General features: G+C 57.6%; 13 protein-coding genes. 11 read left to right on the top strand and 2 right to left on the bottom strand.

The window, feature by feature from the left end:
• Positions 1-190: 190 nt before the first annotated feature.
• The 9 genes from SELIN_RS12440 (at position 191) to SELIN_RS12480 (ending at position 9,212) form a co-directional block, all read left to right on the top strand.
• Positions 191-1,483, top strand: coding sequence for a conjugal transfer protein TraF (locus SELIN_RS12440; protein ID WP_198007098.1), 1,293 nt, complete (start codon positions 191-193; stop codon positions 1,481-1,483).
• An 80-nt stretch (positions 1,484-1,563) separates the two neighbouring features.
• Positions 1,564-2,844, top strand: a complete 1,281-nt coding sequence (locus SELIN_RS12445; RefSeq protein ID WP_013506996.1) for a LytR C-terminal domain-containing protein — start codon at positions 1,564-1,566, stop codon at positions 2,842-2,844.
• 118 nt (positions 2,845-2,962) lie between these two features.
• Positions 2,963-4,171 (top strand): enoyl ACP reductase FabMG family protein, encoded by a 1,209-nt coding sequence (locus tag SELIN_RS12450; protein WP_013506997.1) that lies wholly within the window; start codon positions 2,963-2,965, stop codon positions 4,169-4,171.
• A gap of 31 nt (positions 4,172-4,202) precedes the next feature.
• Positions 4,203-5,096: a YicC/YloC family endoribonuclease gene (locus SELIN_RS12455; RefSeq protein WP_013506998.1), complete on the top strand. Its 894-nt coding sequence runs from the start codon at positions 4,203-4,205 to the stop codon at positions 5,094-5,096.
• A 53-nt stretch (positions 5,097-5,149) separates the two neighbouring features.
• On the top strand, positions 5,150-5,788 hold the full coding sequence (gene gmk, locus SELIN_RS12460) for a guanylate kinase (RefSeq protein ID WP_013506999.1): 639 nt from the start codon (positions 5,150-5,152) through the stop codon (positions 5,786-5,788).
• A gap of 37 nt (positions 5,789-5,825) precedes the next feature.
• Positions 5,826-6,050 carry a DNA-directed RNA polymerase subunit omega gene (gene rpoZ, locus SELIN_RS12465; protein WP_013507000.1) on the top strand — a complete coding sequence of 75 codons (225 nt, stop codon included), beginning with the start codon at positions 5,826-5,828 and terminating at the stop codon, positions 6,048-6,050.
• Positions 6,050-7,243 carry a bifunctional phosphopantothenoylcysteine decarboxylase/phosphopantothenate--cysteine ligase CoaBC gene (gene coaBC / locus SELIN_RS12470; RefSeq protein ID WP_013507001.1) on the top strand — a complete coding sequence of 398 codons (1,194 nt, stop codon included), beginning with the start codon at positions 6,050-6,052 and terminating at the stop codon, positions 7,241-7,243. Before rpoZ ends, coaBC begins: the two co-directional genes overlap by 1 nt.
• Positions 7,228-8,067, top strand: a complete 840-nt coding sequence (locus SELIN_RS12475; protein ID WP_013507002.1) for a uracil-DNA glycosylase — start codon at positions 7,228-7,230, stop codon at positions 8,065-8,067. The genes coaBC and SELIN_RS12475 overlap by 16 nt, the downstream gene beginning before the upstream one ends.
• 698 nt (positions 8,068-8,765) lie before the next feature.
• Positions 8,766-9,212 (top strand): MOSC domain-containing protein, encoded by a 447-nt coding sequence (locus SELIN_RS12480; RefSeq protein ID WP_013507003.1) that lies wholly within the window; start codon positions 8,766-8,768, stop codon positions 9,210-9,212.
• An 18-nt stretch (positions 9,213-9,230) separates the two neighbouring features.
• On the opposite strand, the gene SELIN_RS12485 is transcribed toward SELIN_RS12480, so the two are convergent.
• On the bottom strand, positions 9,231-10,964 hold the full coding sequence (locus SELIN_RS12485) for an EAL domain-containing response regulator (RefSeq protein ID WP_013507004.1): 1,734 nt from the start codon (positions 10,962-10,964) through the stop codon (positions 9,231-9,233).
• 19 nt (positions 10,965-10,983) lie between these two features.
• The gene (gene queF / locus SELIN_RS12490; RefSeq protein ID WP_013507005.1) at positions 10,984-11,406 is read right to left on the bottom strand and encodes a preQ(1) synthase; all 423 of its coding nucleotides are present in this window, start codon (positions 11,404-11,406) and stop codon (positions 10,984-10,986) included.
• 205 nt (positions 11,407-11,611) lie between these two features.
• Here queF and mqnE point away from each other — a divergent pair, with 205 nt between their 5' ends.
• Positions 11,612-12,703, top strand: a complete 1,092-nt coding sequence (gene mqnE / locus SELIN_RS12495) for an aminofutalosine synthase MqnE (RefSeq protein ID WP_013507006.1) — start codon at positions 11,612-11,614, stop codon at positions 12,701-12,703.
• Positions 12,700-13,494 carry an AmmeMemoRadiSam system protein B gene (gene amrB / locus SELIN_RS12500; RefSeq protein ID WP_013507007.1) on the top strand — a complete coding sequence of 265 codons (795 nt, stop codon included), beginning with the start codon at positions 12,700-12,702 and terminating at the stop codon, positions 13,492-13,494. The genes mqnE and amrB overlap by 4 nt, the downstream gene beginning before the upstream one ends.
• The last annotated feature ends 41 nt before the right edge of the window (positions 13,495-13,535 follow it).

The raw sequence follows: 13,535 nt of genomic DNA on the forward strand, positions 1-13,535 counted from the left end.
ATAAGGGAAAAGATACCACGGCGGGCATATTTCACAAGCCACAAATTCCAAGGATTTCAAGCTCCAAAACAAAAGCCTTGTGATGGTCTGTCATTGTGGGTATCAAAATACTTGACACCTTGTAAGCATGCCCATAGGATGCCTTTATCTGTTTTATTACTCCCTCTTTATGGAAATACAGGTGGTGCGTATGGGAAGGAAACTCCTTTTGGCTGGTGCTTTTTTGTGGCTTTTCCCCGTCGTGGGGCACGGAGGGACACTGCATCCTCCCGGCTCCACCCTGACCCTTGGCAATGTCAGCCACAATCAGAGTCTGCTGGCCAGCGTGCAGAATCCCGCTGCCGGAGCGGCCGCCCTTGAGAAAAAAGGAGGGCAGTACCGTTTCGGCATTCTGAGCTCCATCGGTTTCGGCTATGAATTTGGCGACGTGGATAACCTGCTGGATGAACTGGATGACCTTTCCGACCTCCTGGATGACGCCTCCACCCTGCAGGAGGTGGAAGATATCAAGGAGCGCTTTGACGAGGCCCTGGTGGATATGAGCCGGGATGGCTACCTGAAGGTTCAGGGTGGCGTCCATGTCCCCCTGATGCCGATCGTCATGACCCACTCCCTGTGGCAGGGCAGCATCACCTTTGACGCCAGCTACCAGGGACAGGCCCGTCTGGGCGTCCTGGACGACCCCATTGCGTGGGACGAAGTCCGCGGCGAAGCCGTGACCAACACTTCCCTCTACCTGAAGGGAGCCGTGATTCGCCAGATCAGCCTGGGATACAGCCGCCAGGTATGGGAAAATCATTTCGGCACCCTCTATGCCGGTGCCCGCCTCAAGCACTATGAGGGAGATTTTTCCAAAAACGTCATCGCCCTGATGGACGCCGATGACGATGTGGCCGATGTCTTTGAAGACGAATTCGACGCCAACCAGCGTACCTCGTCGGCCCTGGGAGTCGATGCCGGCGTCCTCTGGGTGGCCCATCTCTATCGCCTGGGAGCCACGGTCAACAACCTCAACAGTCCCAGCCTCTCCTATCCCGCCATTGGTACAGGGTGCGACTCCCTCAGCGGCTCCGCCCAAGACAACTGCAATACGGCGGCGTACTTCAGCAACCGCATCAACCTGCGGGAAAAATACGAGATGGAGCCCCAGTTACAGGTAGAAGGTACCCTCTACCATCCCAACCGTCAGTGGGTGGTGTCCGCCAGCCTGGACGCCAATCCCGTCTATGACGCCGTGGGCGACGAGGTGCAATGGTTTACCCTCAGCACAGCCTACCTCAGCGAAAGCTGGGTGATTCCCGGCTACCGCTTCGGCTACCGCAAAAATCTCACCGGCAGCGAACTCAGCTATGTCACCACCGGCTTTACCCTTTTCAGAACCTTTAACCTGGATATCGCCTACGGCCTTGACCGCATCGAGGTTGACGATGATGAGTACCCACGCTCCATCATGGTCAACCTGGGCTTTGATCTGACGTTCTAACGACTACACCGTGCTGGCCCAGGTGGTGATCGCCGGCATCCCCCAGAACGTACTCATAAAATCCAAAGCGGATGGTGACTATGATGTCTCCTCATACTAAGCTTCAGCATGTGTTTGCGAAAAGCGCGGGCATCGCCCTGATACTGGGAGCCTGCGCCGGCACCTCTTTGAGCGCACCGGTGAACTTCGAAGGCGCGGGCAGCCTGACCATGGGCAGCGCCAGCGTCATGGAAGAGGGGGCATTTGTCTGGTTCCTGCCGGTTCTGCGCGAGAATTTCCCCGATGAAGTGGGAACCACCACCGATATTCCCTGGGGCGTGCGGGCCGGCATCGCGCCGGGCTGGGAGCTGGGAGCCCGTTTCCCCTACCGCAGCGACAGCGAACTGGAAAAGGATGGCCTGCGCCACATTGAGCTTTCCGCCAAAGTGCAGCTTTTCGGCGGTCCCCGTGCGCAGCGCTCCGGAGCCCTGGCGCTCTTTGGCACTGTGGTGAACTCAGAAGGTGAGCCCTTCCTGGGAACCGGCAGGGCCAATATGGGCATCGAGTTCCTGGTGACGGAAGTGCTCAGCACCGACACCCGCTTCCACTCGTCCATCGGCCTGGCGCGACGCGATATCCGGGCCCCCTACCTGGAAGCCACCGACCCCGACTATGATCCCGAAGCCATATACCAGATCACCAGGACGCTCTCCTATAAAATGGGCCTTGAACAGCGTCTGTGGAGGCAGAGCTACCTGCTCCTGGAAGCCGGAACCTCCATTGGCCTGGCAGGTGAAGACGAGCAGGATCAGTTCTCCATTTACGTCATGCCCGGGCTGCGCTTCGGCAATCCGGCAGCAGGCTGGAACCTGACCATGGCCGTTGGCCGCGACATTCCCGAAAACGGACTGGAACCCGAAAGTCGGTATATGCTTGGGCTGAGTTATCGAACCCAGCCCGCCCGCGCCACCCAGGACGATGAGCTGCGCAAGCGCCTGGAGGAGCTGGAAAAACGCCTGGCCGCAGAAGCCGCCCTCGATCAAGACCCCGCTGCCGGCGCCCCCCTGCCAGGAGCCGCTGCGCCGGCAGCCACCGGCAGGCTGCGGGTGGAGGTCATCAACGCTTCCGGTGTGCCCCTGCTGGGCGAACGCATTGCCGAAGAGGTCCGCCAGAAAGGCAACTATGATGTGATCCGCGTCGGGTCCACGGGAAATGTCACGGACCAGGAGCTTACCCACATCCATTATCGTGACGGATTGGCCCGCGACGCGGTGACCCTGGGGCACTCCATGCGTAACTACCAAATTGTTACCCAGGGAAGGGACCTGCCGGAAGACGTTGATCTGCGGATAGTTATCGGCGTCGACCAGTTCCGGCCCTGACGCCCTGCCCCTGGTTGGCACACCTGAAAAATCGCCTTGCCTGTGGTCAGCATCTGAAAAATGTGCTACATATTTTCTTGTTGTGTACTTACGCCATGATAAGAAAAAGAGGTAGTCAATGACAAAAGATCTTCAGGGGAAGCATATTCTTTTCTATGGACTTATCCGTGAAGAGGGTTTTGCTGACTTCATCGCGTCGGAACTGGTATCACGGGGAGCGACAATATACTGCCTTGCGGCACCGGAACTTACTCCTGAGGGTGAGGCCAGACTCCGCGCCCGGAGCATAGAGGTCATTCGTACCCCTCTGTGGTATGGCATCAAGGATGACGACTATCCCGAGTCCTTTAAGACCCTGAAAAAACCTGAGGATATACTTGCCTATCAACCCGATGAAGCCCTCTGCGCTTCTTTGATAGAGTCTTCCGCCACCAGCAGCCTCGAGGAAGCCCGCTCCATTTTTGCGGAACTTTCCCAGCGCACCGGAGGCAAGATCGACGGGATCATCCACATCATGGCCGGTGGCATTCCACGCACCCGTGGCATGATGATGATTACCAAGTCGATGCTGGGAACCAATGATCCCGACCGCTTTATTTCCACAGCGGAATTCATCAAATCTCCGGTATTCAAATGCTTTGTCGGCCCCAATATGGATCTGGTGACGGCGGTCAGTTATGACCACATCTTCACGGCTGCCCAGGAGCTGCTGAGCGCGAACCCTCACTGTCCCGTGGTCGCCCTCGGCTACCAGGGTGAACATGTGGTGGACACGAACGGCCGCTTCGTTTTCACCTCCTATCCTGGCTACCTGGTGGGCTTTGCCAAAAACCTGCTGCAATCCATGTCCCAGACACGCAGACAACAGGGATACCAGGCGGTCACCATCAATCTCATGGGCGCCGAAACCGCCTCAACCAGTGCCTTTTCCGGGATCGAGTACTATATCCTGAACTCCCTGCGCCAGCTGGAGATCAGCGGCAAAGTGGATACCGCCACCCTGCGCCAGCAGTGTCAGTCCAGGCTGCTCGAGGGAGTCAGCACGAGCGACGTGGTTGGCTGCGCTGATGAATACCTCTTTTCGCCCCAGATGCTGAACACCGTTGGCATGGATTTCCCGGTGCACAGCTCCCTTGAGGTGCTCAGCCTGACCATGGCCATAGAACAGAAAATTATCGGCATGCACAAGGATCGTCGGGAACTGATGACTTCCGTGATCAGCTCCCATGTGAAGCAGCTGATGGCCGGGCACTTCTGGGATGAAGCCCTGGAGGCCACGGAAGCGGTAGTACTGCTGGATACCAAGCGAATCATTGAAAGACTCTAATATCGCCTGCAGGCGTCACGGGGTGGGGAATATGTTGACCAGTATGACAGGGTTCGGCAGTGGAGTCTTTGCGACCGAGGGCATCAGTGCCAGCTGCGAGATCAAGAGCCTGAATAACCGCTTCTTTGAGTGCTCCCTGCGAGCCAAATGTCCACCGCTGGGGGAGTTCGAACAGACCATCAAAAACCGGGTCAAGGAACGCGTGGCCCGAGGGCGCGTGGAGATATTCCTGAAAGTCTCCTTTCTCGACTCCTCGGCCCATGTGATCTCGCTGGATCGCGGCCTGGCCGATGAATACTACAAGACCTTCACGGAAATCCTCGACCGCTACGGGCTGGATCGCAATGTTCGACTGGAGGACTTTCTGCGCCTGGAAAACCTGCTGGATCGCGAGGAACGTATTCCCGATCGCCAGCTCTTCCAGCAGGCGTTGATGGCAGCACTGGACACGGCCCTGGATCGCCTGACCCAGATGCGCAAGCAGGAGGGAAAACTGCTGCAGGACGACATCCTCTACCGCCTGGATGTCTGTGAGGGTAAGATGGTGGAGATCGACTCCATGGCTTCCGATACCCCGCAAGCCCTGGTGGAGAAGTACCGCAGCCGCCTGAAAAAGCTGCTGGAAGATCATGGAATGGAAAGTGGCCTGGACGAAGGACGCATTGTACAGGAAGCGGCAGTGATCGCAGACAAGTCCGATGTCACCGAGGAAATAATCCGCTTCAACAGCCATGTACAGCAGTTCCGGGAGTACCTGCAGCTTGCCGACCCCGTTGGCCGCAGCCTCGAGTTTCTGCTGCAGGAGATGCAGCGTGAAATCAATACCATCTCCTCCAAGAGCGCCGACAGCCGCATCTCCCGCCTGAGTGTGGAAGTGCGCTCCGAACTGGAAAAAATACGCGAACAGGTGCAGAACGTCGAGTAGATCCCCGCGCGGGGAATCCTCAGAATGTGCTGTCCAGAAATACAGGAAGAGTCATGCCGAAAACTTTTTCCGGGAATATCCTTGTCCTCACCGCACCCAGCGGAGCGGGCAAGACCACTCTCAGCCGCATGCTGGTACAGCGCTATCCCCAGTGCCAGCTGAGCATCTCCCATACCACCCGTGAAGCCCGCCCCGGCGAGGTCAATGGCCGGGACTATTTTTTTGTGGAACTGGATGAATTCCTCTCCATGATTCAGGAAGGCAAGTTCCTGGAGTACGCCACCGTGCATGGAAACTATTATGGAACCTCGTTCCAGTACCTGTACCAGGCCATGGAACAGGGGATGAACGTCCTGCTGGATATCGACTACCAGGGGGCCTTCCAGCTGAAAAAGAAGATGCCCGAGGCCATCCTGGTGTTTATCCTTCCCCCCAGTCTGGAGGATCTGCGCGAACGCCTGACCTCCCGCGGTCGCGACGACGATGAAGTGGTGAAACTGCGCCTGCAGAACGCCGAAGAGGAAATCCTGCAGTACAGCCACTTTGATTACGTGGTGGTCAATGAAGACCTTGAACAGGCCTACGAACAGCTGGCCAGCATTCTCACCGCCGAGGAGCTGCGCAAGAACCGGCGGCGGCCGCTGAGCGAGCTGGCAGACATTCATATCGAAATCGCCCCCGAGGGGCAGTAATCCATACCCAGTGAAAATTTCCCAACAGGAGTGAGTGATGGCCTTCATCAATATTGAAAAGTGTCTCAAGGACTCGTCTTTTCTCAACAACCGCTTTGTACTGACCAGCGTTGCCGCGAAGCGCGCCAATGACCTGGCCCTGGTCAGGGATCATCCCATGATCTCCGACTCCAGCTACACCAAGTTTCCGACCCAGGCCCTTGAGGAAATCTCCCTTGGCCTGCTCAACGCAGAACGGGTTGAGGCTCCCAAGCACGACTGATGAACGTACTGCTCGGCATCTGCGGTTCCATTGCGGCATACAAGGCATGCGACCTGCTACGGCTTTTCGTCAAGGATGGCCACAGCGTCAAGGTATGCATGACCACCAATGCCCGCCACTTTGTCACACCGCTCACCCTGGAGTCTTTGAGCGGTTCGCCGGTGTACACCGATGAGTTCGCCCTCGGTGTGCGCACCAATGCGGAACACATTGAACTGACCAAATGGTGCGATCTCTTTGTCATCGCGCCGGCCAGTGCCAGTGTGCTGGGGAAAATGGCTGCCGCCATTGCCGACAATCCCGTCAACACCCTCTATCTGGCCTGCCGCAAGCCCGTCCTGGTCGCCCCTGCCATGAATACCGCCATGCTGGAACATCCGGCCACAGGCCGCGCCATGGATCTTCTGCGTACCGATGGCGTCCACTTTGTTGAGCCATGGTGCGGTTCTCTGGCCTGTGGCGACATTGGTCGTGGCAAGCTGGCGCCCATTGAAGATATCTACGCCCACAGCCTGCATCTGCTGGAACCGCGTAAGGACTTCGCGGGCAAGCGCGTACTGGTCAGTGCCGGCCCCACCCGTGAACCCCTCGACCCCGTTCGCTACCTCTCCAACCACTCCTCGGGAAAAATGGGTTACGCCCTTGCCCAGGCACTGTACCAGCGAGGGGCTGAAGTCACGCTGGTCAGCGGTCCCGTCAGCCTGAGCGTCCCCTATGGCGTCCGGTGTATCCCCGTGGAGACCGCAACCCAGATGCACGCGGCCATCATGGAGCAGCGCCACCATGCGGATGTCATCATCAAAGCCGCAGCCGTTGCGGATTTTGCGCCAGCTGAGCCAGGGAGCATCAAGTGGAAGAAGACCCGCGAAGATGACGTGCCAACGCTCAGCCTGACCCGGAACCCCGATATTCTCCATACCCTCTGCCAGTCCCGCCAGCCGGGACAGTATATTGTGGGATTCGCTGCGGAAACCCACGACCTGGAGCGCCATGCCAGGGAAAAACTGCAGCGCAAGGGTGCCGATATGCTCATAGCCAATCTGGTGGGAGCCGACCACGGCGGCTTCGGCCGCGATGAAAATACCGTGGAGATCTTTACTCCCGCAGGCTCCCACGGCCAGTTTTCCGGTTCAAAAATTCAGGTGGCCCATGCCATACTGGATCAGGTGGCAATGCAATGCACAGTACCATAGACCGTCTGGCTTTTACCTATCTGACTCACTTGCGCTACTCTGGCCGCCCCCGCCTGAGTGTGCGCGATGTCGCCGCACTGCGCTCCCTTTCCGACCCCGGACCCCGTTCTGCCAGCCGACCGCCGGTGTTCCAGCAGACGACCCGACCAGCAGCTGAACCTCCTCCCCGCCAGACCACAACGCCTGCGGTCATCCCGTCCCAGGACAGCTGGCAGCGCCTGGAAGAGGATCTCAAGGACTGCCAGGCCTGCGCTCTGGCTCGCCAGGGGCGCAAAACCATCGTCATGGGCGAGGGCAATCGCCAGGCTGACATCATGCTGATTGGCGAAGGCCCCGGCTTTGACGAGGATCGTCTTGGCCGCCCCTTTGTGGGGAAGAGTGGCCAGAAACTGGATCAGATCATGCTGGCGGTAGGATTTCAGCGTGAAGAGTTGTATATTGCCAATGTGGTCAAGTGTCGTCCACCGGGCAACCGTAACCCCGAGCCGGGAGAAATTTCCATCTGCCAGCAGTTTCTCCAACGGCAGATCCGACTGGTGAATCCGCGCTTTATCCTGGCCCTGGGAAAATTTGCCGCCAATTTCCTCTACGGAGAAAGTGGCGCCCCAAGAACCCTGGGCAGCATGCGCGAGAAGATCCTTCACTATGGGGATATCCAGGTAGTGGTGACCTACCACCCCTCAGCCCTGCTCCGCAATGAAAACCTGCGGCGGCCAGTATGGGATGATGTCCGCGTTCTGCGCAATCTCTATGACACAGCCCGGCAGGAACCACTGCGTTTTCCGGCTGAGTTGAAATACCCGGTGGCACAGGATGTTGAATAGCTTGCAAAAGTTTCGCACCCCTTGATCCGGTCGTAAAGCGTCAAAATGATTGCTGTTTGCTGCGGGTAAACTCCTTCAATTTGCCCGCTTGACTCATTCGACATCCAGATTATGTGTCCATTGTCCTTTTTGACCGCGCAAAAAGGACGCAAAAACGCGCCCCCCGAACGCCCGTTTTTCCGGCTCGCCTGCTCGCCTGTTCTGGAGATCCGGCAGACACTGCATCCCTGCAGTGCTGCCGGACCACTCACTTCCTGTGAGTGTCCCGTTCGGGTCTTGCCAGCCAGGCTTCGCACTCACCGGACGGGCTCAGGGGGGGACGGTCTGCATCTGCCTTTCCCCCGTGTGCTGGCCCAGCCAGAACGCGAAGACTGGAACGCGATGGACCCGCAGGGTTGACGCCACGAGGGCGGCAACCGCAAACCAAAAGCCATGGAGGGCGGTTGTTTGCGGTCCCCAGTTCCAGGCAAGCGGACGGCTGATAAGGACAGCACTGGGGGTCGCTTTTGCGCCACTTTTGGCGACCCAAAAGTGGCAAATAACTCATAAAGAAGGTAAAGGTAATGCAAGCGACGCAGTCTGTGGAGAACCACTCCCCCTCATTTCAGCATGACAGCAGGGAAGACGCTAACAATCCGTTGTTTCGGTGATGCAAAAATTACGTAATTACTAAGTATATATAAACAGGTGGTGAACCCATGAAACAAGCAGAGATTCTGGCCGTATGTACCAGCGAAAAGAAGGGGCAGCGCAAAAAAGATGTGGGCAGGGCCCAGTTGCAGGAAAATTTCGGGATAGTGGGCGACGGCCATGCCGGCGACTGGCATCGTCAGATCAGCCTGCTGGCCATGGAGAGTATCCACAAGATGATTGCGGCCGGCCTGACGGTTGGTCCGGGGGATTTCGCGGAGAACCTCACGACCACTGGCATTGAACTGCACACGCTGCCAGTGGGTGCGCGCATGCGAGTAGGCAGTGATATTCTGCTGGAAGTCACCCAGATCGGCAAACTGTGCCACGAGCGCTGCGCCATATTCTATCAGGCGGGTGACTGTGTGATGCCGAAGGAGGGGATTTTCGCACGGGTTCTGCACGGTGGCGAGGTCAAGCGCGGCGACCAGATTGTGCTCCTGGAGCCAGCCTGAGCATCTGGAAATCTGCTGTTATTCCGGCAGGAAGGGTGTCTCCACTATATCTGGCAGCGGTTTCCCCACATAAAAGCCCTGGGAGTGCGATATCCCCAGCTCGCAGGCCTTTTCATGGACTTCGCGGCTGCAGACGTATTCTGCGATGGTCTGAATTCCCAGGCTGTTGGTGAGGTTGATGATGGCCTTGGTGATGGTGACGCTGCGGGGATCCTTGTCCAGGTTCTTGATGAACATCCCGTCGATCTTCACGTAATCCGCCTGCAGATCCATAAGGCGGCTGAAGTTGGAGTGCTCGGCACCGAAATCGTCCAGGGCGATCTGACATCCCAGCTCTTTGAGGGCCTGCATTTGCTCGATAATGCCATGGGAGGCGTACACGCTGACCCCTTCGAGGATTTCAAAGACGACCTGTCCAGGGTTGACGTTATGGCGCTGAAAAGCTTCCTTCAGGTAGTCGACCAGATAGCCCTCCCGCAGGTCCTCATCGATGATATTGAGGGAGAACTGGTAGGGTTTTCCGCTGAAGTGGGCAAATGACTTTTCGACAATGCTCCTGGTGATGGCAGGCAGCAATCCCACCTGTTTGGCCGGTTGCAGGAACTGGAAAGGGGAGATGATTTCCCCCTGCTCCCAGATGCGGGCCAGGCATTCAAATTTCTCTATTTTCCCCGTCCGGTTATTGAGAATGGGCTGAAAGAACGGCACAACTGTCTTGTTCTCCAGGGCCGCGCGCAGCCGGTTCATCCAGTAGATATTGTTTTTCTGCTTGGCCTCCAGGGGGGATTTTCCCTGGTAGACGGCAATGCGGTTCTTGCCCAGCTCCCGGGTTTCCAGCATGGCCACTTCTGCGTTGCGCAGCAGATCCCAGCCCTTGCCTTCGGCAATGGCCATGGTGAAGGTAATCTGCAGGTCTATCTGCTTCTTCTGAAGGCGGATGGGCGGAAGGAAGGCCTTTCGGATTACATCGTGGGCGAAGTCGCGGGCTTCGTGTACGGAGTAGCCGGGCAGCAGGCAGATGAACTCGTCAGAGGCAAAGCGGCACAGGTGAGCTCCGTGGCTCATGCACTCCCTGAGACGTCCGGCAATGGCAACCAGGGCCTCGTCACCAATGCTGTAGCCGTAGGTGGTGTTGATGTGGCTGAAGTTATCGACGTTCAGCAGGATCAGCGTGGTGACCTGCCCTGTATCGAGAATTTTCGCCAGCTGCACCCGGTTGGGCAACCCGGTCAGGCGGTCAGAGGTCATCTCCTGGTTCAGCTCACGGGATTTGTCTTTGAGCATGCCCGCGTACTGCTGCACCATCTCTTCCAGATACGCCCGGTACATGAAGTTTTCCCGATGTTCGCGGATGCGGATAGCGGTCTTGGTTAAGGTTTCCAGAAGCTGTTCCATGTCCACGGGTTTCAGAATAAATCCGTCCACACCGTTCTTGATGGCCTTGGCGAAATAGGAGGTCTCGTTGTAGGCGGAAATGATGATAATGTGCTGATAGGGGTCGATCTTCTTGATTTCCCGCGCCATGGTGAGTCCATCCATGGCGGGCATCTGAATATCGGTTATCACAATGTCAACAGAATTATTACGGTAGATTTCCAGGCCTTCACGACCGTTGGCAGCCACCAGGACATTGGGGCAGAAGTGACGCAGCAGGGTAACCACGCTTTCACGGGAGATATCTTCATCCTCAACATAGAGGATGGTACTCTCCTGTAAAAGCTTCTGAAGCTCCTTCAGCTGTTCAGCGCCCATAGGGTTTCTCCTGGTTCAGTCAGTATCCGGGGATGGGGTCAGCGGTGTAGGGGCTGCGATCACCCTGTTCCACCACACAGGTGGTGTCTATGCCACCCCTGGTGTTATAGATCGTGGCCACCTTCAGATATGCGGGCTGCAGTGCCGTCCAGAGATCCCCGAAGATACGGCTGGTTGCCTGCTCCTGATAGACGCCCACATTGCGGAAGCTCACCAGGTAGTACTTGTAGCTTTTCAGCTCCACAATGGACTTTTCCGGGATATATTCCAGGATAACGGTACCGATATCGGGGAGACCACTGAAAGGACAGACGGCACTGAATTCCGCGCTTTTATACTGGATGAACTGACGGTAGCCCTCGTACCCGAAGGTTTCCAGGCAGCCGGTGTCAATGTGTGATGTGTCCAGAAAATCGTAGCTTCGTCCTTCAGCCTGCGCCATGGGAACTCCGTCACTGCTTTTTTGGGGAATCACAGGAAGCGCTCTGGGCCCGGCATTTTTGCTGCGCTGGCTCACTTTCCTGTGAATTGTCCAGATTGTCACAATACCACAGCGCCGGAGGGGGCGCAATAAATCAGTAACAGCTCTTGCCCGGCGAAGCCGGGGGTTATACACTCGGAAGAATTTGCTAAGGAGACTTCTTGCCATGGAAACAGATATCATATTCAGCGGAATGGAAAAGATTGCCCACAAAGTCCTGGCTGGCGAGCGCCTGGGGATGGCGGAGGCAGTGGAGCTCTATGACAGCCACAACCTTCTTGGCCTCGGCAGGATGGCTGACATCCTGAACCAGCGCAAAAGCGGCGGACGTGTCTATTTCAATCAGAATCGCCATATCAATCACACCAATGTCTGCGTGAATCGCTGCCGGTTCTGCGCTTTCGGCAAAGACGCCTCGGAGCACGACGCCTACACCATGTCCCTGGAGAAGGTACTGGAAGCAGCTGCCAAGGCGCCTTCCACCGTAACGGAATTCCATATCGTGGGTGGACTGCATCCTGACCTGCCGTTTTCCTACTATACCCAGATGCTCAGCGCCCTGAAGAAGTCCTACCCCCACGTGCACCTGAAAGCATTTACGGCCGTGGAAATTGACTACTTTGCCTCCCTGACCGGATTGCGGGTGGAAGAGGTGCTGGAGGAGCTTATTGATGCCGGACTCGGCAGCATGCCCGGCGGTGGGGCGGAGATCTTCGCCGAAGAGGTGCGCCAGCGCATCTGCCCGGAAAAAATCAGCGGGCAGCGCTGGCTTGATATCCATGAAACCGCCCATCGCCTGGGCATTCACACCAACGCCACCCTGCTCTACGGCCACGTGGAGTCCTCTGCCGACCGCATCGACCACCTGGAGCGGCTGCGCCGCCTGCAGGACCGCACCGGCATGTTCCAGGCCTTCATCCCCCTCGCCTTTCACTCGGAAAACACCGATATCGTCAAGCAGGGCACGACGGGTGTGGATGACCTCAAAACGCTGGCCATGGCCCGGATATACCTGGACAACTTTGATCACATCAAGGCGTACTGGATCATGCTGGGTGAAGGCATAGCCCAGATCTCCCTCAGCTTTGGCGTCAACGACCTTGACGGCACTGTCGTCGAGGAAAAAATCACCCACGCTGCCGGTGCGAAAACCTCTGAAGCCATGGAGAAGGATCACCTGATCCACCTTATACGCAGCGCCGGCAAGATCCCCACCGAACGCACCACCCTCTATGAAATTCTGGAGGCTCAGCCGTGACCATTCGCCAAAGTGCCGTGGCGGGAATGTTCTACCCTGACAACCCCCGGGAGATCAGAGCCTTTCTCGACCATCATATGGCTGCTGCCACAGCACCCGTTGATGCCTGTGCCGTGGTGGTCCCCCATGCCGGGTGGATCTATTCTGGCCAGCTGGCGGCTCAGGTGCTGGCACGTGTGAGGGTGCCAGACACCGTGGTGATTATCGGGCCGAACCACACGGGCCTTGGCTCAGCCATCTCCATCTTTCCACCCGGCCTGTGGCGCACTCCGGTGGGCGATATCCCCGTTTCACCCCACGCCCGGACCCTGGCGGCACGCCTTGGCCTGACCTGCGACACCGCCGCCCACCAGCGCGAACACAGCCTGGAGGTCCTGCTGCCCATGCTGCACTACCGCAACCCCAGCCTGCAGATAATTGCCATAACTGTAGCAGGCGGCTCCCCGGAGGACGCCCGGGAACTGGCCCACACTCTGGAGGCAGAATTTCAGGGAGAAGACGTTCTGCTGCTGGCTTCCTCGGACATGAACCACTTTGAGTCTCAAGCCGTCTCTGACCGCAAGAATGCCCTGGCCATGGAGCGCATCGCGGCCCTGGACAGTCCCGGCCTGCTGGAAGTGGTGAATCGCCACAGAATCAGCATGTGTGGTGCCTTCCCCGTTGCCGTCGCCCTGGAAAACGCCCTGCTGCGCGGGGCTTCCCATGCCAGCCTGGTGGGCTATACCGACTCCGCCGCCGTAAGTGGCGACCATGATTCCGTGGTGGGATATGCAGGGTATATTCTGGCATAGTCAGGGACAAAGCTTTGGTGTATACTGCGCGATCAAGTTAC

The sequence above is a fragment of the Desulfurispirillum indicum S5 genome (genome assembly GCF_000177635.2).
Lineage (GTDB): Bacteria > Chrysiogenota > Chrysiogenetes > Chrysiogenales > Chrysiogenaceae > Desulfurispirillum > Desulfurispirillum indicum.